This window comes from Myxacorys almedinensis A (genome assembly GCF_010091945.1).
Classification (GTDB): domain Bacteria; phylum Cyanobacteriota; class Cyanobacteriia; order Leptolyngbyales; family Leptolyngbyaceae; genus Myxacorys; species Myxacorys almedinensis.
In genome coordinates this window covers 59,576-84,094 of record NZ_WVIE01000011.1, presented here as the reverse complement: position 1 = coordinate 84,094, position 24,519 = coordinate 59,576, and the positions used below count along the sequence as shown (strand labels likewise).

Annotated in this window: 20 protein-coding genes and 1 tRNA gene; 11 read left to right on the top strand and 10 right to left on the bottom strand. The window is 46.3% G+C overall.

The window, feature by feature from the left end; translation table 11 throughout:
* Window position 1: 1 nt before the first annotated feature.
* The 4 genes from GS601_RS11335 to GS601_RS11320 all read right to left on the bottom strand — a co-directional run bounded on the left by GS601_RS11335 (window position 2) and on the right by GS601_RS11320 (window position 5,395).
* The gene (locus GS601_RS11335) at window positions 2–820 is read right to left on the bottom strand and encodes a class I SAM-dependent methyltransferase (RefSeq protein WP_162423397.1); all 819 of its coding nucleotides are present in this window, start codon (window positions 818–820) and stop codon (window positions 2–4) included.
* A gap of 48 nt (window positions 821–868) precedes the next feature.
* Window positions 869–2,011, bottom strand: coding sequence for a glycosyltransferase family 4 protein (locus GS601_RS11330; RefSeq protein ID WP_162423396.1), 1,143 nt, complete (start codon window positions 2,009–2,011; stop codon window positions 869–871).
* Window positions 2,012–2,086: 75 nt separating this feature from the next.
* Window positions 2,087–3,460 (bottom strand): murein biosynthesis integral membrane protein MurJ, encoded by a 1,374-nt coding sequence (gene murJ / locus GS601_RS11325; RefSeq protein ID WP_162423395.1) that lies wholly within the window; start codon window positions 3,458–3,460, stop codon window positions 2,087–2,089.
* A gap of 162 nt (window positions 3,461–3,622) precedes the next feature.
* Window positions 3,623–5,395 carry a polysaccharide biosynthesis protein gene (locus GS601_RS11320; RefSeq protein WP_238393212.1) on the bottom strand — a complete coding sequence of 591 codons (1,773 nt, stop codon included), beginning with the start codon at window positions 5,393–5,395 and terminating at the stop codon, window positions 3,623–3,625.
* A gap of 1,338 nt (window positions 5,396–6,733) precedes the next feature.
* Between GS601_RS11320 and GS601_RS23195 the strand changes: the two genes are divergently transcribed.
* Entirely contained in the window at window positions 6,734–8,818 is a 2,085-nt protein-coding gene (locus GS601_RS23195; protein ID WP_162423394.1) for a GumC family protein, read from the top strand.
* Between the two features lie 230 nt (window positions 8,819–9,048).
* Here GS601_RS23195 and ahcY read toward each other — a convergent pair whose 3' ends face one another.
* Window positions 9,049–10,326 (bottom strand): adenosylhomocysteinase, encoded by a 1,278-nt coding sequence (gene ahcY / locus GS601_RS11310; RefSeq protein WP_162423393.1) that lies wholly within the window; start codon window positions 10,324–10,326, stop codon window positions 9,049–9,051.
* Window positions 10,327–10,659: 333 nt separating this feature from the next.
* Between ahcY and GS601_RS11305 the strand changes: the two genes are divergently transcribed.
* From GS601_RS11305 to GS601_RS11285, 5 genes are all read left to right on the top strand, one after another.
* Entirely contained in the window at window positions 10,660–11,118 is a 459-nt protein-coding gene (locus GS601_RS11305) for a hypothetical protein (protein ID WP_162423392.1), read from the top strand.
* Between the two features lie 371 nt (window positions 11,119–11,489).
* Window positions 11,490–11,702: a hypothetical protein gene (locus tag GS601_RS11300; protein ID WP_162423391.1), complete on the top strand. Its 213-nt coding sequence runs from the start codon at window positions 11,490–11,492 to the stop codon at window positions 11,700–11,702.
* A 468-nt stretch (window positions 11,703–12,170) separates the two neighbouring features.
* Window positions 12,171–12,368, top strand: coding sequence for a DNA-binding protein (locus GS601_RS11295; protein WP_162423390.1), 198 nt, complete (start codon window positions 12,171–12,173; stop codon window positions 12,366–12,368).
* Window positions 12,365–12,751 carry a type II toxin-antitoxin system death-on-curing family toxin gene (locus GS601_RS11290; protein ID WP_202925016.1) on the top strand — a complete coding sequence of 129 codons (387 nt, stop codon included), beginning with the start codon at window positions 12,365–12,367 and terminating at the stop codon, window positions 12,749–12,751. Before GS601_RS11295 ends, GS601_RS11290 begins: the two co-directional genes overlap by 4 nt.
* 199 nt (window positions 12,752–12,950) lie before the next feature.
* Window positions 12,951–14,744 (top strand): hypothetical protein, encoded by a 1,794-nt coding sequence (locus GS601_RS11285; protein WP_162423389.1) that lies wholly within the window; start codon window positions 12,951–12,953, stop codon window positions 14,742–14,744.
* A 79-nt stretch (window positions 14,745–14,823) separates the two neighbouring features.
* Here GS601_RS11285 and GS601_RS11280 read toward each other — a convergent pair whose 3' ends face one another.
* A complete protein-coding gene (locus GS601_RS11280; protein WP_162423388.1) occupies window positions 14,824–15,609 on the bottom strand; it encodes an MOSC domain-containing protein in 786 nt (261 codons plus the stop codon).
* A gap of 163 nt (window positions 15,610–15,772) precedes the next feature.
* On the opposite strand from GS601_RS11280, the gene GS601_RS11275 reads away from it, so the two are divergent.
* Window positions 15,773–16,279, top strand: a complete 507-nt coding sequence (locus GS601_RS11275) for a MarR family winged helix-turn-helix transcriptional regulator (RefSeq protein ID WP_162423387.1) — start codon at window positions 15,773–15,775, stop codon at window positions 16,277–16,279.
* A gap of 79 nt (window positions 16,280–16,358) precedes the next feature.
* Window positions 16,359–17,684, top strand: a complete 1,326-nt coding sequence (locus GS601_RS11270; protein WP_162423386.1) for a phage tail tape measure protein — start codon at window positions 16,359–16,361, stop codon at window positions 17,682–17,684.
* 324 nt (window positions 17,685–18,008) lie between these two features.
* Here the strand turns inward: GS601_RS11270 and GS601_RS11265 are convergent, their stop codons facing one another.
* A complete protein-coding gene (locus GS601_RS11265; protein ID WP_162423385.1) occupies window positions 18,009–18,725 on the bottom strand; it encodes a Crp/Fnr family transcriptional regulator in 717 nt (238 codons plus the stop codon).
* A 471-nt stretch (window positions 18,726–19,196) separates the two neighbouring features.
* Between GS601_RS11265 and GS601_RS11260 the strand changes: the two genes are divergently transcribed.
* Window positions 19,197–19,269, top strand: a tRNA-Met gene (locus GS601_RS11260).
* A 46-nt stretch (window positions 19,270–19,315) separates the two neighbouring features.
* Here the strand turns inward: GS601_RS11260 and GS601_RS11255 are convergent.
* The gene (locus GS601_RS11255) at window positions 19,316–20,047 is read right to left on the bottom strand and encodes a tyrosine-type recombinase/integrase (protein ID WP_162423384.1); all 732 of its coding nucleotides are present in this window, start codon (window positions 20,045–20,047) and stop codon (window positions 19,316–19,318) included.
* A gap of 106 nt (window positions 20,048–20,153) precedes the next feature.
* Here GS601_RS11255 and GS601_RS11250 point away from each other — a divergent pair, with 106 nt between their 5' ends.
* Window positions 20,154–20,969 (top strand): PhzF family phenazine biosynthesis protein, encoded by an 816-nt coding sequence (locus GS601_RS11250; RefSeq protein WP_162423383.1) that lies wholly within the window; start codon window positions 20,154–20,156, stop codon window positions 20,967–20,969.
* A 194-nt stretch (window positions 20,970–21,163) separates the two neighbouring features.
* Here the strand turns inward: GS601_RS11250 and GS601_RS23580 are convergent, their stop codons facing one another.
* Together GS601_RS23580 and GS601_RS23185 are read right to left on the bottom strand one after the other, a co-directional pair.
* On the bottom strand, window positions 21,164–22,480 hold the full coding sequence (locus tag GS601_RS23580) for a mechanosensitive ion channel domain-containing protein (RefSeq protein WP_162423382.1): 1,317 nt from the start codon (window positions 22,478–22,480) through the stop codon (window positions 21,164–21,166).
* A gap of 120 nt (window positions 22,481–22,600) precedes the next feature.
* On the bottom strand, window positions 22,601–23,017 hold the full coding sequence (locus GS601_RS23185) for a CNNM domain-containing protein (RefSeq protein ID WP_238393211.1): 417 nt from the start codon (window positions 23,015–23,017) through the stop codon (window positions 22,601–22,603).
* A 99-nt stretch (window positions 23,018–23,116) separates the two neighbouring features.
* On the opposite strand from GS601_RS23185, the gene GS601_RS11235 reads away from it, so the two are divergent.
* A complete protein-coding gene (locus tag GS601_RS11235) occupies window positions 23,117–24,217 on the top strand; it encodes an AI-2E family transporter (protein WP_162423381.1) in 1,101 nt (366 codons plus the stop codon).
* Window positions 24,218–24,519: the final 302 nt, after the last annotated feature.

Below are 24,519 nucleotides of genomic sequence, written 5' to 3'. Positions count from 1 at the left end.
TTTATAGTTTCTCAAAAACAAACTCATTACATCCGCCGCCAGTTTTTAACTTTGATAATGCAAATTTTCGTTGCCGGTAGAAGTCAAAGATCTCTTCTGGCTTGGCAACTTCATAGGGATATCCACCCACCCAATCAACGACATCCCGCCAAGGAGACATCCCGCGTCCTATTGAATAGTTCTTCCAGGTGTAAAAGGGTCTTCCTCGAACAAAATCCCGCACCGTCGTCGGTCCCCAAAGACGAATAAAAGCAGGAAACAAAACCAAAAACTTCAATCCCTTGGGCAGCTTTGTGTAAGTTCGCTTGATTGCTCTCCAGTAATGGCTTGCTCTGCCCTCGTCATGGTAGATGGCAACAAATAATTTCCCGTTTTTGGCAACCAACTCACTTGTATTTGCTAACGCCTGCCACATCGATCCAGTGTGGTGAAGTACACCCCAGGAGTAAACAACATCAAATGATCCTAGAGACTTTAAATACTCGGCATCTAAAATTGATCCTTCTTCAATCTTCCAGCTAGAATCATTAGGAAAATATTGCTGTTTCAATTTCTTTGTACATTCAACTGAGCTAGGGTCGTAATCAAAAGAATACACACTAGCTCCAAGGCGACGGGCGACCAGAGAAAATAAACCACTCCCAGAGCCAATATCTAGAAAGCATTTACCCTGCAAATCCTCTAGCTCTAGCATCTGTTTGAGAGAATTCTCGGCTTCTGCAATGCGTTCATCATTGAGAACTGACAAAAAGTGCCGCCAGTTTTCACCAAACTGAAAGCGTTCGCCTTGTTTCACTTTCAGCTCATAACTTGTTGCCATGATTGCTCCTTCAGTATCAGGTGATATTTTTGCTTTACTTACGTTGTCTTAACCTTGGCTCAGACTAACTTTAGTGACGTATTGGTTAGTTCTTTTTTGAATCACTTTCGCTAATAAGTTCTCCCACATTTCTATTATTTTTTCTAGACTGAATCGTTCAGTAACTTCTGGTGCATGCGAAGCGAGCCGATTGCGTTCCTCTGTATCAGACATTAATCGTTCCATCGCTCCAGCTAATGCTGATACATTTTCAGTCGGCACCAAGAGGCCATCAACTCCGTGACGAATAATCTCGCTCGGTCCACTCGGACAGTCGGCTGAGATCACGGCTAGCCCACACGCCATGGCTTCACATAGGGCATTGGGAAATCCCTCAAACCGGGAGGACATCACAAAAATGTCTGCCTGTTTCAAAAAGTCGTTCGGGTTATTCACGACCCCCAAAAAGTGGACGCGATCGCTCAATTCCAATTGCTCCCGCAGGGACTCTAGCTCTGCTCGCAATGCTCCTTCTCCCAAGATAGTCAGTGTCCATTCAGGATGGCGATCCTTCAGTTGGGCAAACGCGGCAAGCAGGAGATCAAATCCTTTCTGCCCATCCAACCGCCCCATGGCAATCAGTGATGGTTTAGCCAAGTATGGGGTGAGCGGCTGTTCACTTGATTCCACCGCTAAGGCGGGATTGGGTATCACACAACCACGAGCCTGAACTTGAGGTGAAAAATAGCTGAGCGCCCGTTCAGTGACTGCAACCACTTGACTAGCGTTGGGATAGCTCCACTGGCGTAGCCATTCCCAGATTCTGCCGATCGACCACATGGCTGGATGAATTTGTTCATTCACAATCACCGGAATGCCTAATTGCTGGGTTGCTAATAGCGTTAAAACATTGGTTGTATCGAGAAAGCTAACAATAATATCTGGCTGACTAGCACGGATCGCCGACCTCAACGTGCGAATTCGCTTGATGTTGTGGCGGGTGGCAGCCAGTAGGTTAGACGATGACCCTAGAACGCCTAGAGGAATGTGCTTAACCTGAGGATTGATCGGGTAAAAGGGGGGGGCTGAACCATCATCAAACGTCAAAAGGGTGATTGACCATCCTTTCGCTGCCCAAGCATTTGCCAGGATAGACATCACCCGCTCTGCACCACCGGAAGTCACAGCATGGATGACAAACGTTACTTGCATTGCCTTACATTCCATAAACATCAAAGAGAGGTACTAAATCAGAAAGGTAACTAAACCAAAAAAGGGTACTAAGTCTTATGAAGGAGCCGGTGCCAGTCGCCTCAAGTTTCTCTTAACTGCAAAGAATGAATAGAAAAATGTGAAAACGTACACAAAACTGGTGGATAGCGCGATTCCTTTAATGCCGATCCATTGCATAAAGAGATAATTGAGCGTGGTATTAATCAGCAAATCAAAACCAGATGCCCACATGAGAATGTGATTGAGCCGCATCGATGATAGGAGCCTGACCACAACAATATTGGCAATGTAGAACGGGATTTGGACGGCAAAACACGTTTGAATCTGAGCCACGAGATGCGTATCGCTTGCCTGAAAAGCGCCCCGTTGAAACAGGAGTTGCACGACGGGTTCAGAAAAGAGCATCAGCAACCCGGTCGCAGGGACAGTGATAGCAAAGATCAGCCAGAGATAGCGCTTTAAGGTACGATGCACCTCTATCCAATCTTCATAGGCAACCATTTTTGAGAAAAAGGGAATCACTGCGGTACTCAGTGCTGTCGCGGCGAGACTAATGGCAAATGAAATAGCTCGATTACCGTAGTTCAATGCTGCCACGCTGCCAGGGGACAAGATGGCAGCCATCGATTGATCCACAAAACTAGTGCTACAAATCAACAGTGCTCCTGCAATCATTGGGGCATATTGACCTGCAACTTGGCGCAGATGGGTGTCAAAGCCATACCATCGTGGATAAAGAGAAATGCCTTGTCGATGTAGCGCTACTCCTAAAAAAACTAACTGTAATCCTGAGCCTAAGACGAGTCCAGATGCTAAAGCGAACGCGCCCCAAGCAGGGAATGCCAGGAGCAATAGAATAGTGATAGCTGGAATTGTCATAGGGCAAAGAGCCGTTAAGACAAAGCGTTCTCCTGCATTCAAAACTGCGCTCCAAAGGGTGACGATGCCGCTTATGAGCACAGTTGGTGCGATCGCCCAGAGTAAATGCAAGGTTAGCTTTAGCTTTTCACTATGAAATCCGTTTGCGATCCAGGACAAATAGATTGGAGCCGTGATCACCATCAGTAGAGTTGTGATGCCAAGTAGCCCAATCCCCCAAACTGTTGATCCAGAAAATAACTTTTTTGCAGCTTCAATCCCTTCTTGTTCACGCACTTGAATATAAGTTGGGATCAGCGATGCATTCAAGGATTCAGCCACCACACTGATTATAAAAGAAGGGACTAGAAACGCAATCAGAAAGGCATCGATCGCGTCGCCTGTTCCAAACCTCCAAGCGACGATCGCTTCTTTAGCGAACGCAAGAAGTTTAACCATCGCGGTTGCTGAACCAACTGCGATCGCAGCGCCCAAAATTTGGCGATTGATGGAACCGCTAGTTAACTGCTTCCAGGTCTTCAATAAGGCTTGCAATTGTCCAGCTTTCATACCATGTCCCACTCAATGACCTAAAGGAATGTTCTTAGCAAAAAGAGATATTTTTAAAGCTTCGTACCTTGTTTAGCCATCAGAACTGGCTTTTTAAGCAAGGTCGGAGACGCTCAGTTAACAAAAGAGTTACCTGCGTAGCCGCCTGCACACCTCTGCGATTCATTGAGGACGTTGCCCTAGGCTCAAAACCGGTGGATAGATGTGCTTCTGTTCGCTCTTAGGAAAATCGGGCAGCCTGGTATTTTGTTCTAACTCCCCTGAACCACAGGGTTGGATGGGAGCATAGGAATAGTCAGGCGTGTAACCTAACACAATTTGCTCTAACAGAAAGAGAATTGAGGCAGAGTCGTTTTTAGCGGCTGCTTCACGGAGCACCTCAACTGTAGGCATTAAGTTGCTAGGAAGACTACAACTCGCATTGCGAACAATCAGAATTTTGTGGTGCTTTGTTCGCTCATACTTTTCACCGGGAATAAACAATTCCTCAAACAGTTTTTCTCCGGGGCGCAAGCCTGTGAACACAATGTCAATATCTTTGCCCACCTCACACCCAGACAGGCGGATCAGATCTTCAGCCAAATCCACAATTTTGATTGGCTCTCCCATATCTAGCATGAGTACTTCGCCACCAATTCCCAGAATTGAAGCCTGTAACACCAACTGCACTGCCTCTGGAATCGTCATAAAATAGCGTCGAATTTCGGGATGGGTAATGGTGAGGGGGCCTCCACTGGCAATCTGTTGCTTGAACGTTGGAATCACGCTTCCTCGGCTCCCTAAAACATTACCAAAACGGACTGCAACATAGGGCTTACCGCTCGTTCGAGCCGCTTGCAACACTAACATTTCAGCAACTCGCTTACTGGCTCCCATGACGCTACAGGGATTCACCACTTTATCCGTTGAAATCATCACGAAGTGTTCAACGTTATATCGCAGTGCCATGTCGAGCAAGTTCTTAGTTCCCAAGACATTGCTAGTAACGGCTTCAGGCGCATTTAACTCCATGAGGGGTACATGTTTATGAGCCGCAGCATGGAATATAATGTCAGGTCTAAACTGCTCAAAGGCATACTCCAAGCGGCTAGGTGTGCGAATATCAGAAATGAAAACGGTGACCTGAGGAACACCATTCTGAGTAGCATCTGCGTCATACAGGGTTTTAACTACCCGCTCTAGCTCCTCTTGAATTTGGAAGATAGAATTTTCGCCTTTTCCCAAAAGCACTATCTCTGCGGGATGACACTTGAGAATTTGGCGGCAAAGTTCGCTCCCAATTGAGCCACCTGCGCCCGTTACTAAAACGCGCTTTCCCTCAAGCAATCTGACCACTTGATTCAGGTTAGTTTGAATCGATTCTCGCCGTAGCAAATCTTCAATTTGGATTTCACGCAGACTATCGACTCGAACCTGACCATTTAACATCTCGTGAATGCCGGGTAAGGTGCTGGTTGAAACCCCTGTTGTTCGACAAATTGCAGAGATTTCTCGAATTGCACTTCCAGGTGCAGTTGGCATTGCAATCACAATTTTACGAATGTCTAAGGAGCGGACGGCTTCCGGAATTTTATGACGATCTCCTATGACTGGAATGCCTCGAATACAAAGATTCCACTTCTCTGGCGCATCGTCGATAAATGCCACTGGGCAACCGCCCCAATTCTGATTGCGTTGGATGTCTTTCACGAGGGAAATGCCCGCACTACCCGCCCCAATAATTAAGGTAGAATCGCCATTTGAACGCCTTGATTGTTGGTGAAAACGCTCCATTACGCAAATACTAAACCGTACCCCACCAATAAGAGTTGAACTCAGTAACCCATCTAACAAGGGTAGCGATCGCGGAAAGTTGTAGGTGTCAACAGAATGATTAAAAATCTCCAGTACTAGGCTTTCTAGTGCAAAAGTGATCACTGCAAATTTCAGTACCATCACTAATTCATCGATGCTCGCGTAGCGCCAGTAGCATCGATAGAATTTAAGAAAATATAACAGTGCTAACTTGATTCCTAAAAATATAGGAATCACAGCTAGTATACTAGGGAAATATGCTGTAAAGGCAGCCCAATTATCAGATCGAATAGCTAGAGCTAAGAGCGGTACTCCCAGCAGAATGGTTGTATCGATGAGAAAGAAATGATTATTTCTCACCTGATGCACCCACTTCAAAAAAGTGTTCATCACAAAGTACTCATCCTAAAGATTCAAATCACCCTTGATTGCAAGTTGAAACTAACGAAACAGTTAGCTATTTTTGCGAAAATTTTACAAAAAAGACGGTAGTTTTTACATCAGAACCGATGCAATGCCCCCAATCTAAATCTCTGCGTACTTTATTACTATCTAGCTATTTTCTTGAGATTGAGAAGGCAAATTGAGCCATCAAGTTTGACGATCTATTTTGATGTAACTAAATCTGAAAGTTCACTACTAATTGCAGATTAGTACAGAAGGAAAAGCAGATTTAGATAGCGCTCACACCATCAGAAACATATCAGCAAGCATCCCTGTATTTCTACGACTGAAACTATATCTTCATCATAACTTTACTTGAAATTTACATTAGGTTCATAATAAACAAGGCAAATTTACGTGATGCTACGTAGATTTTTTATGGATAAGTAGGTGAGCGAGCCGAACTTTATTTTATTTGCTACGGAAATATTTAATAGGTTTAGGAAAGTTACCTACTGAGAACAGACTGTGTCATAAGAATTAGTAACAAGTTTTCTTGACTGCTCTCTGTGCGTTAATAACTACTGATTCATCAGGCATCTAGACGGTTGGTAAAGAACTATCTTATTCAATAGTTAGTAGCATTTTTACAGCATGCAACCCATTTGAGACTTCAAAAGCACCAGACAGGAGTGTAGTATAAATCAGGTGATAGATGAACAGATAAATAGCTTTTTTTCGAGAAGGCAGCCGTCTTAGATCTTGTGTTACAAGACCAAAACAACATCAGGTAAGATCAGATAAAGTTTGTTTAGATAACTTGCCAATGAGTATCTATCACGTTGATAATTTGGCAGGTATAGTGTGCTCTTCAGGCGGCTTGCGAAGTGCCAATCCTTGTTGTCGCAACAAACAGGGCTTTCATACAACCAACTCATTCAACTTAGTCCAGTATCAATATCCAATTTAGAAAGTCATTCTGAAACTATGGAATTTGAAAATTCGCCTTCCTCATTGATGCACTTACAACACTATTTAGTAATTGCAAAACGACGCTGGCTTCCAGCATCTGTTGTCTTTGGACTTATTTGTACTGTGTCTGCTGTTGGACTTTCATTTAGAAAGCCAGTCTATGTAGCTGAAGGAAAGCTCAAGTTTGAAAGAGCCAATGCAACCTTATCAATTACGAACTTGGGCAGAGAAATCGGAAACATGCAACCGTTAGCGGATAAGAGCAATCCGATCACGACTGAGGTAGAAGTGATGCGATCGCAGCCCATGATTCAACAGACGATCGATCAACTAGGGCTACGTCAATCTATGGGTGCCCCATTATCTGTAAACGAGTTTCTTGAGAAGCTCCAGGTGAGTGCTATCAAAGAAACCGATATTCTGATCTTGAGCTATCAAGATTTTGATCCCGCTCAAGCGACAGAAGTGGTAAACACACTGATGAGCCTTTATTTAGAGCACAATGTTTATAACCATCGTGCTCAAGCGGTCGCCGCTCGAAGATTTATTGAGCAACAATTACCCCACACCGAGACAACTGTTAAACAAGCAGAAGACAATCTTCGCCAATTTAAGCAAGCCAATCAAGTGATTGCGCTTTCAGAAGAATCTACCTCAGCAGTCAAGTCGTTGTCTGAGTTGCAAGGGCAAATTGCTGTAACTCAAACTCAACTCAAAGATGCTGATGCCCAAATTATGGCTTACCAAAATCAGCTTGGTATGAATGCTCAACGTGCTAGTGAGTCAGTTTCATTGAGCCAGTCTCAGGGCGTGCAGAGCGCGTTAGCCGAAGCTCAGAAGCTAGAAACAGAACTGTCTGCTCAACGGACAGTGCTTCAACCCAACCACCCCAAAATTGTGAATCTAGAAAGTCGTTTAGCAAATGCGAGGAGTCTCTTGCAGCAGCGATCCACACAACTGCTGGGCAGAGAAACACCATTCCCCGACAGAAGTTGGCAGATAGGTATTTTACAGCAGGACATAGCAAAAACGATTGTTGATTTAAACAGTAAACGAAATGGATTGGCTCAACAATTAGCAACTTTATATCAGATAGAAGCAGAGTATCGAAAACGGACTGATTTATTCCCAGGTCTTGAAAAAGAACAACGGGAACTCGAACGACAACTCGAAGCCTCTCAATCGACCTATGCTCAACTGTTACAAAAGATGGGTGAAATTGGGATCGCTGAAAACCAAACGATTGGTAATGCCCGAATCATGGCAGCCGCTCAACTGCCTACCAAACCCGTTTCAAACACGGCGGCGTTTCTCGCTGCGGGGTTGCTCGGATTGCTAGGTGCAGGGGCAACTGCTTATGGGTTAGAGGTCTTCGACCAAACCATCAAAACGGTCGAGCAAGCTAAGCAAGTCCTTGGATTTACAGTGCTGGGGGTGATTCCGGACGCGAACAAACGCAAGCAACCTGCGCTACAGCATTCATCTGCTCTACACCATTCAGGCGAGGAATTACCAAGGCGGAATATTGTTGTTGAACAATCGCCCTCATCGGCGATCGGGGCTGCCTACCGCATTTTGCAAACAAATCTCAAATTTTCGAGTTCTCAACCCTTGCGGGTGATTGTCGTTTCTAGCGCCGTCCCTAAAGAGGGAAAATCTACGGTTTCGGCAAATTTAGCAGCCGCGATCGCGCAAAGTGGAAAACGAGTCATCCTCATTGATGCTGATCTCCATTGTCCTTCTCAACATCAGATTTGGGCAATTTCCAACGATGTGGGGTTAAGCCATCTATTAGTTGAAGAAGCCGCCTTTGGCAAAGCTGCAAAATGTGTTACCTCAAATTTAGATGTCTTAACGGCTGGGGTCATGCCGCCCAATACCTTAGCGCTGCTTGACTCTCAGCGAATGAGCACTTTAATCGAAGAGTTGGCTGAAAATTATGACACGGTAATTCTCGACACACCCCCACTAAACCTAGCAACAGATGCCCTCATTTTAGGCAAAATGGCGAATGGTATTTTGATGGTGGTGCGACCAGGACTCACAAACGTTGGCAGCGCAGGTTTTGCTAGAGAACTCTTAGAACAATCTGGGCAAACCGTTCTGGGACAGGCAATCAATGGGTTTGTTGCTGCAAATGAGCCTCATAGTCACTACTACTTCTCAGACAACTTGGATGGACGAGGGTTGTATTCCACAAAACAATAATTGCATCATGCGGTTGCTCTACCCTACCTTTTCACCCAGCGATTAGGCACAAATCAACGTTGTCGCCAACGCTCTCACCTACTGGCATAAAAAATCAGCATAAAAAAATAGGTTGCATGAAGCAACCTATCTATACCGATTCAGAGAAATATCAAACAAAGAAACTGGCAACGTGTAACCCAAACTTGGCAATTTGCTAACCTCGAATTTCACGCTGCAAGCCATGGAATCTAGGTTCCAGTCATCCAAGAGTTGGTGTACTCGATCTGGTCAGCCGTTAGCGCATCAATGGTAAAGCCCATTGCTTGCAACTTCAGACGAGCAATTTCTTGATCCAACTCGGTTGGAATCGGATACACATCAGGAGTCAGTTTGCCCTTGTTCTTCACGAGGTACTCTGCCCCTAGAGCTTGGTTTGCAAAGCTCATATCCATCACGGCACTGGGGTGACCTTCAGCCGCCGTCAAATTGATCAAGCGACCTTCGCCCAACACCACAACTGATTTGCCGCTCTTCAGCGTGTATTCTTCGGTAAAGTTGCGAACCGTCTTCACATTGCTAGACCGGTGCTTCAGCGCTTCGAGGTCAATCTCAATGTCAAAGTGACCTGAGTTTGCGACGAGTGCGCCATCTTTCATGGCATCGAAATGCTCACCACGAATCACATGCTTGTTGCCCGTAACGGTGATGAAAATGTCGCCTTTTGCGGCGGCGGCATCCATGGGCATGACTTGGAAACCGTCCATCACTGCCTCGATCGCAGCAACAGGGTTAATTTCCGTCACGATCACGTTTGCGCCCATGCCTCGTGCCCGCATTGCTGTACCCTTGCCGCACCAGCCATAGCCAGCGACGACGATCGTTTTGCCTGCAAGCAAGATGTTGGTCGCACGAATGATGCCGTCTAGGGTGGATTGACCCGTCCCATAGCGGTTATCAAAGAAGTGCTTTGTGTCTGCATCGTTAACGTTGACTGCCGGGAACGTGAGCGCACCATCGCGCAGCATCGCCTTGAGGCGAACAATTCCGGTGGTCGTTTCTTCGGTGGTGCCGATGATGTCTTCAAGCTGGTGCTTGCGCTGTTGCACCAAGGTTGCAACCACGTCGCAGCCATCATCAATAATGATATTTGGACGGTGATCAAGCGCGATTTGGACGTGCTTGTGATAGGTGGCATTGTCTTCGCCTTTCATGGCAAAAACAGGGATGCCGTAGTCAGAGACTAAGCTTGCCGCAACGTCGTCTTGGGTAGACAGGGGGTTGCTGGCGATTAAGAGGGCGTCCGCGCCGCCTGCTTTAAGGGCGATGGCGAGATTTGCAGTCTCGGTCGTCACATGGGAACAAGCAACGAGTCGGATGCCTTCAAACGGCTTTTCCTGGGCAAAGCGATCGCGGATTTGCTTAAGCACAGGCATTTCACGCCCAGCCCATTCAATCCGCTGTTTGCCCTGAGGAGCCAAGTTTAAGTCTTTGACTTCGTATTTCAAGCGCTCTGGAGTCGCTACCATGAATTGTGGTTCCTCTAGATAAATCAAGTAAACGTGAGGATTTGTGAAATCCCTCCTAACAAATTAGCCTGCAATCTCAAAACAAGCCATCTAAAATTTAGCGATTTCTAAGTTTTAGACGAATTTGCCAGATTTTCAGGCGGAAGTTCCCAAGCTGAGAGGTCTTCCTCGACTAAGATTCTGCCGAGATGCCTAAGAAGTCAAGGTGAGTAAACGAGTTTAATGATTCTTTACTTAGTCCTTATAAATCTCATAGATCTACTAAATCTCATAGTTAGACCGCCTTGGTATTCTGCTAGGTAAGCATTTTTATGTTTGTGGAGAACCCTCATCATGAAAAATTTCTCAGTTCAGAGTTTAGCCGCCTGTTCTTTGCTGGTTCTTGTTTCCCTAACGGGTTGTCCAGGACAAGATCGACGTTCTGTAAATCAACCTACTCAAGTACGTCGAGCATCTCCGAGTACTTCACACAATCGAGAGGGTCAAGCGCCAGCAAATATTCCGCCTACTCAAGCACGTCGAACACCGAAAACTTTTGGTGATGCTGCTAACAATCAAATAGACAATCTTGAAAGTCTAACACGAACGGTAGAGGATGAAGCTAGAATTCAAGTCTCACAGGATCAAGGTGTTGATTTGACATTGCTATCTTGTGCAAGTTTGACAGCTAAAGCTGCTCAATTTAAAGCTATTTATGAACAAAGTTTACGAATCGGAGATACCGCACGAGCTAGGCAGGCTAACAAACTAGAGCGTCAAGTGCGTTCACAAATATACACAAAGAGGTGTTAATGGCTCTCCCGGCTTTGTGATGATAAGGCAATCTTATAACGGGCTGGTAAACGGTTTCAGTTGTTGCTCAAGTCAAAATTTGTAATCTCCTATACGGTTTCAACCATAGATCCGGGAGAGCCGTATTAACTGAATTTGAGATGTAATTGTGGAGCCGTAGTGTGCGGTCTAACAATTCAAATGCAGCGGACGGTTGAAAGGTGCTGAGTTCAAGTTGGTTTGCCGCCGCTGATTTGAGCCGTTAGACTGCTAAATCCTCTGGTTAGACATAAGCGGGAGTCTAACTGCATTGCAATATCTAAGTAACCAGGAATTCTTGATTATGCATATATTGTCTAAAATGGAAACAAGTTGTTTTTTGGATAGAAGCTATGTCAAAAGGAAACCAGAAGCGCACCGTGCTTGCACCTCAACAAGTGGTTTCGTCTTCTCACCTACCAGCCAATTGCATCATAAGCGTTAACCTAGATGATGATGAGGATGTGCAATGGACATGGACATTTTTGCCTAGCGGTGAAAGATATGTCAGTGGCTATACAATCGTTAAGCAAGCTGGTTCAGTGCATCAAAATACATCAGTTTGATGATTTCTTATCGAATCATTTTGCTTATCTACCCACTGTGTAGGGTACAGGTAGAACATACACATTATTAAATAATGTTGAAGGGATTTCTAATGACCTCTGACAACACCGATTCCAAACAACGTTCATTGACCAAAGTCATCTATCGTTTCCTTGGAGGGGGTGCACTTAGCACTCTTATCCTGCTTATCCCCATCACATATGGGGCATCTAAAGATTTTGGACTAGTTCAAGCAGGTGTTGCATCCGTGCTAGTTGTATCTTGCGGTTTACTGTCAATTCTTTGGGGTGAAAAGTTCGCTGACATGGTATTGCCAGTTCATACTGGTGCTGCGTTCAAGGTTGTCTATAGCCGCTGACCTTTGCCGTTATCGGGCTTCGTTTCTGGGTTGGGACTGTACAACAACGAGGTTATCGATTAGCAGTGAATGTTAGACTTAACCTAGACCCGTTAGGAGGGCGATCACAGTGGCTTCTATTACCATTGATCTTTCAGATAGCCAATTTCAAAAGCTACGAGATTTGGCGGCAGTGCATGGCATTACGCTTGAAGTTTTATTAAAGGTTAGCCTAGAGGATTGGCTCAATTCTCAAAAAAGCGAGTTCATTGATGCAGCCGATCATGTGTTGACAAAAAATGCTGAGTTATATCAGCGTTTAGCATGATGCGTTTTCTAACACTAATTGAGGTGTTAGAACTACATCGTAGAATCATTAAGCAATCCGGTGGAGCATTTGGCATCCGAGAGGTTGGGTTATTGGAATCAGCGATCGCTCAGCCCCGAATTACGTTTGGTGGAGAAGATTTATACCCAAGCTTGCTTGAGAAAGCAGCAGCGTTAGGGCTTTCTATCATCATGAACCATCCATTTGTAGATGGGAATAAACGTACAGGTCATGCTGCGATGGAGACTTTTCTTATCCTAAATGGAATGGAAATTAACGCTTCTGTGGATGAGCAAGAGCGTATGGTTTTGGAGATCGCATCGGGTGAGCTAGGGCGCGAGGCATTTGTAGAATGGTTACAACAAAATACAACCGTCACCTAACAAGCCGTTGGAGCGGCGTGTAAAGATTGATTGCTTCGTTTTAGTCATATCCATCGTCGCTCAACTTGGTCGTTGGGCTGCTTGGGTTATCGGTGAAGGCAACCCTATAATTTCTGATGGGAGTTCATAATTTCTACGAGCCATATCATTAAGTGAGCGCGTTACTATGTGGCTAATGTAACTTCCGTTTAAATTATTTATGAACGAAGCTTTTATTGATTTGGATGAATTAGTGGCGCTTTGCAGGGACAGGCTAGCCAAAAAGTTTATTCAAGAAGCTGTCGCTTGCTACCGAGCAGGAGCATATCGTTCTTGTATAGTTGCAACGTGGAATGCGGTTGTATTCGATTTTCTTCACAAGATGCGAGAACTAGAGCTTTTGGGTGATGGTGAAGCAACTAGTCTATTGCAGAAATTTGAAAAGCTAAGTTCGGAAAAGAAAGTAAGAGAGTTGTGGCAATTTGAACAAGAGATTCCAAAATGGTCGCTTGAAAAGTTTGAATTAATTTCACATCCAGAAAAACCTCATATTGAAAGATTATTTGAAGATCGAAGCTTGTGTGCTCATCCTTCTATGGCATCTTTAGAAGAACCTTTTGAAGCCACAGCAGAGCTAGCACGCTGCCATCTGAGAAGTGCAGTAATTTATCTTTTGCAGCGTCCGCCTGTTCAGGGGCGTTCTGCTCGTGACAGGATTTTTCAAGATATTCAGTCTGAAAACTTTCCTAAAGATCCAGAGTCTGCAACACAATATTTTCAGAAAGGGCTGTTAGCTCGTGCACGTCCTAGCTTGATAAAAGATGTTGTACTCGGTTTGACTGTCAGCCTTTTAACAGAGGAAAGATCAGAAGATGAAAGAACACGCCAGTTTTCCGCATTAAATGCTGTTTCAAGTTTATATTCTCAACAGACAAGAGACATATTAAATGAGAGGCTTTCTGATATCATTCTTGGAAAAGTTACTGATGCAAACTGGAATAAGGCGATTATCTACCTTGGAAGCGTTAAATCTTGGGATAAACTTAGTGAGCCATGCCAGTTGAAAGCAAGCATCTTCATTGAAAAGATTGATGTATTTGAAGCATCTTCAAGAAGAAAGCTCTCTCCTAATAACGTTAAAGTATTGTTGAATGCAGCGCGTTTAAGATTTCTAGAAGGATCTGTAATAAAAAAGCTACAACTTCCACTACAGGAGTTAATTCTACTCAAAGATTTTTGCCAGAACGAGTTACATGATAGATCGCTTCAAGAGCTTATAAGACCGTTGCTAGAAGAGAATGTCGCGCAAGCTGATTTAGATGATCTACTTGCAATGAAATTAGGCGATAATGATCCACTCAATGAAAAGATCATGCCATACCTAGTTGAAAAAATTGAAGAGGCTTCTTTAGAAGAATTGATAGAGGTCAGGCGGAAAGACAGATCATTGAATGACATTGTTGAACCAACTTTGAAAATTAGGATTGATGAATCTGATTTGAGTGAATTACTAGAAGCGCTGCAATGGACGACTCGACGAGATCGAGAAGAGATTACGAGCAAGTTTGAAGACCATATGATAAAACTCATGAATGGTATGCCTCTTGATGAGTTAATCACACTCAAATCGAAGACTACTTATAGTAACGAGCTGTTTGACAGAATATTCAAGTCTCTTTTGAGGAGAGAGCCTTCAGTTGTTATAGACTTGTTCGAAAAATCTGGTTCATTTAGAAATGCAGATTTTAACGTCGGTTTGCTGGCTCAAGTTTCTGATATTCTAACCGCTGAACAGTGGGAAAGCGTATTAGCGGCTTTTTGTGAGAATAACCAGATCTACGGTTCATTTTACTGTCCAGGTGCTTTTTGCTCTCTATTCAGGGAATCTGTGGAACGTTGCGGATTTGTGCAACATTATTGGTTATCCTTTAGGAAAAATCTTGATAAATTCGGCAGCGATGAGTACATTGACAAGCTAAAACATGTTATTGATTCATACCCTGAAACAGCGTGAACTTCCAGCATCCCAACAATCCGATTGGAGCGGACTAAAGACAACGATTGGTGTTGCAACAAAGGTTATTGGCAGCCGCTCAACTTAGCCGATCTACGGAAATTTCGTCACCCACTCGGAGCGATCGTCCGGCTTCAGACGGGGCGATGCGGGTGTTGACAGCAACGCGATAAAACGACCGAAAGCGATTGGCGGCTGCCCATGGGGGAAGCGTTTCTTGTCGCTTGGCGGCAAAGGTTTTTTGAAACTGGGGAATAGGATCTCCAGACCTCGAATCGCGAGTCGGAACCACACAACGTAAGCAGGGATTGATCCCTTGCAGGTGCACCTCGCCAATTTGAAACGGCAAGGGGTCGCTGGTTTTGGTGTAGAGCGCATCTTCCCAAAAGGCGGGAACTCCGCCAATTTCGAGGTTGGTGCGGAGGCGCGATCGCATCCCTTCTACTGTCATGTTTTCAAACCAGCTTGCTGCTGTTTCCAAGGTTGCGGTGCTGATCAGGGTCGGTCCTGGAGAGGCGATGTCGTCTGGAAATCCGGTAATGGCATTGTGGTGCAGGGTGACGGAAAATCCGAAATAGTCGCTCAGCCATGCCGCGATCGCAGATCGGGCATGATCTAAATGAAAGCTAACTGGCGCATCACCTTGCACCGAAAGCGTTACCAATCGGGCTGGCAGATTAAACTGCGATCGCAGATGATGCACTTTGGCGGTGCGTTTGCCGTTGACCCATTTTCCAGTGCCATCAACCATACAAAACTCGCGATCGTGCTCTAATGCGCCGCCCTCTAAAATTTTGGCATGACGAACTTCAACCGCATCTAGCGACTTAATCGGATGAATAAAGATGCGATCGAGGGTGGGCATGGGTTCTGTCTGCGAGGTTGATTGCTTCTACTCTAAAATCTCTGTTTAGGCAACAACCGATAAGATTCGTAAATGATCGAATTAATGTTTTAACTAGGACTGTTTGATATGCAATACTAAAAGCGACAGCCATACCTCAGCCACTAAGATCAACCGATCAGAAATGCCCAAAAAAGCAAATTTAACCTCAGAAAAACCAAAATCAGACCCTCATAACCTAGACCCTCAATTAGATGCCCAAAGCGCGGCTTGTCAGCCGTTTATGCCAGCCCTGAGAGAACTGGCAATGACCTATCAAGCCTTCTGTTCTTACGATGAACCTCACATTCGCGAACTGGGGCTGACACCGCCCCAGTTTGATGTTCTCTGCACGCTGGGCAACACAGCAGGCATGTTTATGAACCAGTTAGCTGAAAAAACTTTAGTGACAAAAGGGACGCTGACCGGCATCGTCGATCGCTTGGAACAGAAGGGATTAGTCCGCCGAGAAGTGCCGCCAGAAAACCGACGCTGCTTTTTAATTGTGTTGACCCCTGATGGCGATCGCGTCTTTCGAGACGTGTTTCCAGCGCACATCAGCTACTTGAAACAACGGTTTGATCGCCTCGGATCGGCAGAGCTAGAGCAGATCTACTCTGCGTTGCATCGCCTCCGGCAGATTTTTGACTGAGCGTGGAATCTGTCTCAAGAGGCTTGCCTTTTGGTAAAACGAACTTTATGGTGTCGAAAAACAAAGCGAGGATGAGCGTGTGGATGAACTTTTAAAGCGATCGCAGGCGCTAAAGCTAGCGCTAACCGATTTTGTGTACGATGCGGAAGGTGAGCTAGCAACTGCCCTAGAGTCTTTTGTTGCCGACCATCTCGCCAAATCTCAAGCCAAAGATCGGAAACATCGCGACCTTGCTGTTGATACGTTTCTCGGTCAGGGGCATGTAGGCGATCAGACGCCGCTGCAATGCTTTGTTGAGAGCGAAGCGGGGCTATCGGAGCGCGATCGCACCCTGGTTTTAGGCTGGAGCCGCAACTTTGCGGGGCTGTTTTTAATTCAGCAAGTTCTGCCCGATGGTTTCAAGGTGATGAATTGGCTAACGACAAAAACCTATATTGCTAAACCCATAGATGAAGCAACGCTAGACACCATGATGAAGCTGACGCCAGGAGAAATTCTTCTGACGCGCCTTGCTGCCCTTGATGATGAACAGTGGATCTTCTTCAGTCCTTACGTTCAGTTAGGCAAGTTGGGTAAGCCAAAATTAGCAGTGGCGATCGGAAACTTTAAACAGAACTATCGATCAGAACTCTATGGCGATGCTCCAGAGTTGTTAGAAGAAGCATGGAAGTCGGTAGAACGCTATCACCAAGATTTTCTCGACTTTTTTGAAACAGAAGAACTAACGCTACCCGGATACCAATTGAGCAAAAAAATTCCTGAGTTTCAAGATTTCTTAACGCAAAGGCGGCTAGATGAGGCAGGCGTCGATCGCGATAAATCGATGGCAGAACTCGCCCAAGAAGCAGGCGTGAGTGATGAAGAGATCGCGGAGATGGCGGAGGCGATGGGCATGGATGCCGAAACGGCTGCCAAGATGATGACGGATAAAGCGGCGGCAAAAATGGTGACCCCTCAGATTGAACTGCCTCCCGACCTCAAGAAAGCCGAACAGGTAACGATTTTGGCGCATCCCCGGTGGGGGCAAATGCTGTTGCCCAATCACAATCAGTTTATCGATTTGCTGCAAGCCGAAAATTGGACGGCGATCGCAGGGGCAGACAAATTGCTTCGCAACTATCTCGAACGCCCTGAAATCAATACCTTTGTGTGGAAGCGGTTAGCCAAAGATTACCCCACGCAACTGCAAGCGGTTTTACGAGAGTTTTTGCAACAGCCAGACTTTGATCTCGCGCAAGATTTGCCTGATCTGCTGCGATCGCACCAAAAACCCCTAGAACCCGAACTGCCCGAAATCGCCAGCGTGCCGCTCCATCTGCATAATTTGTTTCAAGAGGCATTAGCCGAGGTGAGCAAATCGAAGGCGAAAGAAAAGAAGAAGTCGGTTAAAGGGTTTCAGCGTTAATCGATGAGTGGATGGGTGGATGGGTAACATCTCCCTCTCACCCCTCTACCCCTCAACTCAACGTTGACAATCTACTAGTGGATGAGGGCTAACTTAGCGTTGCCATCAGGTTATCTCGGCATCGGGTCATAAAAAGAAGTGGGTGACACTGCACCCACTCCCGCCGCTCTTCTAAATCTAAGTTTTAGGTTCCAAAGCCTTATTATCAAACTTCTGACTCTTATTTTATGAAGACTCAGATAAGAACGGCTTATTTCTACCGTAACCTCAGCATTCGCCTACGTCGGTACGATTTTGTACGAATATCCTCAACTTGACAGACCACTAACTGAGTTGAGCGATGGACAATGACTTAAACATTGATTTGGTCAGTTGATAACACTCACAGGCAACTTCTTCTAGCTGTTGGTGCTCTAGAATCATGATGTTGCCTCGGTGATAGCGGATCAGCCCTGCCTGTTTCAGTGCCCCTGCCGCGATCGTAACTCCGGCGCGCCTCGTACCCAGCATTTGAGAAATAAAGTCGTGCGTCAGCGTTATTTCGTCAGACCCGACGCGATCGCTCACCATGAGCAACCACCGTGCCAACCGTTCTTCAATCGGGTGCCGTCGATAGCACGCTGCCCCTTGAGACACCTGAAAGAACAGGGCGTTCATATAGTGCAAAAGCAGCTTTTGCAGGGTTTCGCAGCGATTGAACTCTGCCTTCAGCACGCTAGCAGGGAGACGGGTTGCACTATCTGCAACCTGCACAATCGCTTGATTGGTTGCGATCGCATCGTCCAAAAACACCTCGACGCCCGCCATGCCTTCGTTTCCCACCAAGCCTACTTCAACGGTTGCTCCATCATCTAAAATAGTGACCAACGAGATGATCGAGCGATGCGGAAAGTAGACATATTCAATGCGATCGCCACTCCCAAAGAGAACTTTCCGAATCGGCAAGTCCACCACTTCTAGATGAGGTAAGAGGCGTTGATATTCTTCAGCCGGAAGGGCAGAGAGGATCTGGTTTTGAGGAGTATTTGGACGTTGGGGCATGAAGCCTCCTTGATGGGGGGAACCCACGGCACAAGGAGGGGAATTCAGAGCCTGATCCTGGTGGCGCTCAATTGAGCAATGCTAAAAGCTGAGAGGCGTAAGCTAATAGGAGTCAGCTTGATCCTAACGCGAAGGTTTAATTATTTCTAGAAACATTTGATACCGATTTGGCATTACCAAATATGGCTTGACATCGCAAAGTTTTATATGTAGCGATGTCACTGCCTGACTGGAAAGATCACGAAATAAGGGTAGCCGTTAAAAACACTAAAACTCCTCGATTTTTGAGAGTTAGGAAGAAGCACGAGAGGCGTTTAATGCAGCTAGAAAAAACGGTCAATCAGCATTTTTCTACGCTAGTGCACCTCGGCGAAAACCGCCAAAAATAGCAGAGTAACGAAATACATGTCGAGGATAATTGACTATGAGATGACTATGACGGATAATGCCTGTAAGGTAAAACTTTTGCTTGGCTCAGTAGCTCAGTGGTTAGAGCAGGGGACTCATAAGCCCAAGGTCGCAGGTTCAAATCCCGCCTGAGCCATCGTTTCAGAATTCCTAGGTGTAAATTTCGGCGGGGAATTATCCCCTCAGAACTCTGGCAGATCTAGCCTCGGTTTACGAGCGGCATAGTGTCGATAAATGACATCGGGGGAGTTGCCCACCAGCGCCGCTACATCCTTTACCTCGATGCCCGCTTCTAGTGCCAAGGTGATGAAGGTATGGCGACAGTGCTTCAGTGGGAGGTACTCTCGAACTTCTCCTATATCCACTAATTCTTCTACGACAGGTCTCCAGGTGCGATTGAGCAGATTGTGTGAGTCGATCGCATAGCCCCTAGGTGAGAGAAAGACAAAGGAATCGACCCGTTCGAGGCGTTGCAGCAGTCCCACGAGCCGACCGTTGCACGGGAATTCTCGCTGACGGTGGGTTTTGATGTCTCCCAGAAGGCGAGTGTCGGACGGCAGCGCCTCGCAAAATCGCACCCGTGAGCCGTCTGGTGAAACATTTTTCCAGTGCAGGGCATTCGCTTCCTCTAATCGGCAGCCGCTCCAAAAGAGGAACTGGAGGTAGGGCAAGTAGAAGGAGTGGGGGAAATGCGAGGAGCGATCGACATAGAGATCGTCTGCGATCGCACTCAAAATCTTCTCTCGCTCCCCTGCCGTGAATGCCCGACGGTCTTGAGAGGATTTTTTGCGAAAGTCCTTGTCGAGTCCCTCAAACGGGTTTGAGGGAATATAGCGCGACCTGACCGCCCACGCACAGCAGGCAGAGAACTGCTGAAGCATCCAAAACCGAGAGTTGGTAAACACAATGATCACGCCCAGTTTTCTAGAAAAGATGCCTCTGTACGATCAGTGGCAGTATGAAATCTGTGTTTTCATACTAGCTAAATATGCATTCGTAAACTAAAAGGAGTTTAATCCCATGAGCCAGACGATCGTTCAGGTAGATGCATTTACCACTACACCGTTCAAGGGAAATCCTGCTGCCGTTTGTGTCTTGCCAGAACTGCGATCGCACGAGTGGATGCAAAATGTGGCGCAAGAAATGAACTTGCCCGAAACCGCGTTCTTAATTCAGCAACCCGATGGATTTAACCTGCGCTGGTTTACCCCTACGGTTGAAGTCCCGCTCTGCGGACATGCCACTCTAGCCAGTGCTCATGTGTTGTGGTCGGAAGGGCATTTGTTACCCGGTCAGCCAGCCCGGTTTCACACCCAAAGTGGATTGCTCATTGCCTGCAAGCAGAATGACTGGATTGAGTTGGATTTTCCCGTCAACCGCCCCGAACCTACCACAGTTCCTACCCCACTTGACAACGTACTGGGCATTTCGATTGAGTCTGTCAAAGCAGTGCTGCAAGATTCTTTGGGCTATCTCGTGGAGGTAGAGTCTGAGGCTTTAGTGCGACAGATGCAGCCCGACCTCAACCTGATGCTCCAATTGCCGATCGCTAATGTGATTGTCACCAGTGTAGCGGATGCCAATTCAGAATTCGATTTCGTCTCACGTTTCTTTGCACCGGGATTGGGCATTCCTGAAGATCCGGTGACTGGCGCTGCTCATTGTCGTCTGGCTCCCTACTGGCGCGATCGCTTAGGTAAAGATACATTCTTAGCCTACCAAGCGTCAAAGCGAGGCGGAATTCTCAAGATCCGGTATGACGGGGACGATCGAGTTTATTTGAGTGGGCAAGCTGTGACCGTATTGCGAGGAGAACTATCGGAAGAACAAAAATAATTCGATTGTGGGCAAGTGACTCTCTGGAGATGCAGGCAACCTACCTTGAGGGGCACGATGCACTTCGCAGCGGTGACATTTCCCATCACACCATTATTCATACATCTGCAATAAACAAAAGATGTGCCAGAGTTGAACTGTTTTGTTTAGCTGGTAGTGATACGAATGAAAGAATCACTGTCTAGTTCATTCACCTAATCGTCGCAGTGTACATTTGAATTCATAGTTTTTAATGCGGCTTGCCATTGGTCTAGCTGACGAGGTATCAACATCCTGATGTCAGGATCGGGTAACCCTATTTCAGCTTCTTTGAGCGCCGCTACGATCGCTTGTCTAACCTGAGACGTGGTGGCTACAAAGTCCGATCGGCGCGAATCTGTCCAGAACCGAGCTTCAATGACAATATCATCTTGCCCTAGCTCCTGAACGCGGATAGAGATAGCAGGTTCCTCTAATACTCCATCGGTGGCTTGAGCGGCTTTTTGAATTACGTCGATCGCTTGTGGTAAATCGCTATCATAACCCATGAACAGAGCCACACTGCCCCGACGAATGGGAGCGGCTGTGTTGTTGATGATACGTGAGGTGAAGACTTCTGCATTCGGAACCAGCACCACGCGACCGTCATAGGTGCGAAGCTGTGTTGCTCTTAGATCAATCCGTTCGACATTGCCTTCTGTTTCTCCCACAATGATTTGATCGCCTAGCTCAAAGGGGCGTAACACCAGAATCAAGAGCCCGCTAATAAAATTAGAGAGAATGTCTTTGAGGGCAAAACCGAGTGCTAGACTGGTCAACCCTAAGCCCGTAGCGACTGCTTGTGGGTCAAAGCCAAAGGCATCGAGCGCGACGATCAACCCCAAGATCCAAACCGCATAGTAAGCCACCTGTTTAATCAGATTCTCAACGGTGAGGTCTTCCACAATATGACGAAAGATGATCCGCATCAACCAGCGAACGAAAGTGGCGATCGCCCAAAACAACCCAGTTACCAACAGGGCAGCAAGGGCGCGTGGAATGATTACGATCGCCGATTCAATTAGTCGTCCAAATGCTGTTTCGATCGAAGCTTGGACTTCTGCGATGAAGCGTCCACCGGGAGAAAGCCGACGTCCGCTAGCTCGTTCTAAATTTGTGTCAATTGCTTGCGACCACTGAGTTGCTAAGACATTCACCGTTGTTAGGTTATCTTGAGCATCAGCTTCAGTTACGGTTACGATAGGTACACCTGCAATCGTAATCACGCGATCAGTGTTATTGGCATTCGTCGGTTCAATCCGAGGCGGTGCAATGGCATCTGGATTTTCTAATAAGCGATTCATGCGTCGCTCGATCTGTTGGGCGCGTGCCGTGGCATCCAGTTCCCCAACTACTCCCACTCGAAACACGGCTCGTCCATCCAACCGCACTGTCACCTGTTCTGTCTGGGCAACGGCAGCAGGAAGGAATAGCAGAATCGCTAACACGGTAGCGATCGATCGTAGCAACAGTTGCTTTAAACGGATGTTCACAAGGTTCCTGATTCTGACAATGAATTGGCTCCTCAATATTAAACAAGTTACAGCTTAGAAGAAGTGTTGGTCACTTCGAGCAACACTTTATCTACCCGATTGCCATCCATATCTACCCCTTCAAAGCGTAGTCCTTGCCACGTAGGGCACCAGCACAGGAACCAAACGCAAAGCTTCTAGCAATTTTTCGGCGATCGTCGCTCCGCCAAATGCTCCTGCCAGAATTCTCACCAACGTGATGCCAATCTGCACAGTAGCGAGAAAACGGCTGGGTGAGTTGGCTAACTTTAAGGCGGCGCGTGCTCCCATATTGCCTTGATTAGCCTGCTGTTGCAAGCGAGCTTTGCGGGCAGAGACAACGGCGATTTCTGACATGGCAAACACCCCATTGCCCATAATCAGCGTACTGTTCAGGAATAAGTTCAGGAATAAGTAAATTTGGTAAGCCGGAGGGGTTTTACCTAAACTGAAAAGCTGATTGCTAGTCCGCTCAATTCGAGCCTTGTCCCCAAAGAAGGATGAGACTGGGGCAGACATTCGGTATTCTACAATTTATCAACAAATTAAGATTATTAACAAATTAAGATTATCAACAAATTAAGAAGGGCAGCGCGCGATCGTAAAGGAGATAGTGTGGTGGGGTTAGGAAAGTGGATCGGCTTAGTCGTTTTTGTTGCCTCTCTCTACATCATCTGGCAGATTCGACAGATTTTGCTGCTGATTTTTGCCGCCGTTGTCTTAGCCACTGCCCTCGATCGATTGGTTCGCCTGCTTCAGCGAATCGGCATCAAAAAACGCGGTATTGCCATTGCTCTTACTCTTGTGCTTTTGCTGGCATTGGGGGCGGGTTTCTTGGTGATTATTGTGCCGCCATTTGTCGATCAATTTCAACAACTGATTAATTTCATTCCAACAGGATTCGATCTCGCTCGACAGTGGGTTGAATGGCTGCAAGATAGGCTAACGCAGCAGTCCGTGCCATTTGACGGATTGGACGGGCTAACCCAACAGTTGCAATCCTTTGTCTCTCAGCAAGTCGGTAATCTCTTCACGCTGTTCTCTGACTTGCTTGGAATTGTGGTCAGAGCATTGTTCGTATTGGTTTTGAGCATTATGCTCTTAGCCAATCCCACTATTTATCGACAAGGATTCGTCCTACTGTTTCCCTCCTTTTATCGTCGTCGTGCCAATAACATTCTAGAGCAATGCAATGTTTCGCTTGGCGGTTGGGCAACGGGCATTCTTTTTAACATGACGGTGATTGCTCTGTTTAGTGGCATTGGCTTGTGGATTTTGCAGGTGCCGCTGGCTCTAGCCAATGCAGTCCTAGCAGGATTATTGACGTTCATTCCGAACGTGGGTCCGACCCTGAGTGTGATTCCACCGATCGCCCTGGCGCTCCTCGATGCTCCCTGGAAAGTCGTTGCTATCTTGATTCTATACATCGTCATTCAACAACTGGAGAGCAATGTTCTTACGCCTTTGGTGATGGAAAAACAGGTATCGCTGCCGCCTGCCGTTACTCTGGCATCTCAAGTGATTTTTGCCAGCTTCTTTGGTTTTTTGGGGTTATTTCTGGCGCTGCCTTTGATGGTGGTGCTGCAAGTGTGGATTAAAGAGTTACTGGTTAAGGACATCCTGAATGATTGGCAAAATCCTGAATTCGCAAATTCCGTAGCGGACAACGTATCGGATCAAGGCGATCGAGATATCGACCAACACCCTGAAAAACCTTAGATATGCGCTACTTAGCTGACTAGCAATCTTCGGACTCTTCCCGCTCTAGAACGTAGCGACCGAACTGTATCGCATTATAGATCATCCGGCAACCGAATTAAATCACCTGACCACTCAATCGATTGACCTGATCACCCATCGAAACGACTTCGTAGCTCAATTAGGGGAGCTTCAAATAGAAAAGGAGCACCATGCTGATGCTCCTGAAAGAATGAATAACGTGCGCTCTTTGAGTCACCCGCAAAGGGTAACTCGAAGCGATCGCTCTGGATGTAGCGGATGAAAAGTTTGTTTGTTTAACC

Coding starts and splice junctions, on each gene's coding strand:
- GS601_RS11330 (WP_162423396.1), bottom strand. CDS start 2,011: ATGCAAGTAACGTTTGTCATCCATGCTGTGACTTCCGGTGGTGCAGAG.
- ahcY (WP_162423393.1), bottom strand. CDS start 10,326: ATGGTAGCGACTCCAGAGCGCTTGAAATACGAAGTCAAAGACTTAAAC.
- GS601_RS11290 (WP_202925016.1), top strand. CDS start 12,365: ATGATGCGTTTTCTAACACTAATTGAGGTGTTAGAACTACATCGTAGA.
- murJ (WP_162423395.1), bottom strand. CDS start 3,460: ATGAAAGCTGGACAATTGCAAGCCTTATTGAAGACCTGGAAGCAGTTA.
- GS601_RS11300 (WP_162423391.1), top strand. CDS start 11,490: ATGTCAAAAGGAAACCAGAAGCGCACCGTGCTTGCACCTCAACAAGTG.
- GS601_RS11335 (WP_162423397.1), bottom strand. CDS start 820: ATGGCAACAAGTTATGAGCTGAAAGTGAAACAAGGCGAACGCTTTCAG.
- GS601_RS11285 (WP_162423389.1), top strand. CDS start 12,951: ATGAACGAAGCTTTTATTGATTTGGATGAATTAGTGGCGCTTTGCAGG.
- GS601_RS11250 (WP_162423383.1), top strand. CDS start 20,154: ATGAGCCAGACGATCGTTCAGGTAGATGCATTTACCACTACACCGTTC.
- GS601_RS11305 (WP_162423392.1), top strand. CDS start 10,660: ATGAAAAATTTCTCAGTTCAGAGTTTAGCCGCCTGTTCTTTGCTGGTT.
- GS601_RS11320 (WP_238393212.1), bottom strand. CDS start 5,395: ATGGTACTGAAATTTGCAGTGATCACTTTTGCACTAGAAAGCCTAGTA.
- GS601_RS23185 (WP_238393211.1), bottom strand. CDS start 23,017: ATGTCTGCCCCAGTCTCATCCTTCTTTGGGGACAAGGCTCGAATTGAG.
- GS601_RS11280 (WP_162423388.1), bottom strand. CDS start 15,609: ATGCCCACCCTCGATCGCATCTTTATTCATCCGATTAAGTCGCTAGAT.
- GS601_RS11265 (WP_162423385.1), bottom strand. CDS start 18,725: ATGCCCCAACGTCCAAATACTCCTCAAAACCAGATCCTCTCTGCCCTT.
- GS601_RS11275 (WP_162423387.1), top strand. CDS start 15,773: ATGCCCAAAAAAGCAAATTTAACCTCAGAAAAACCAAAATCAGACCCT.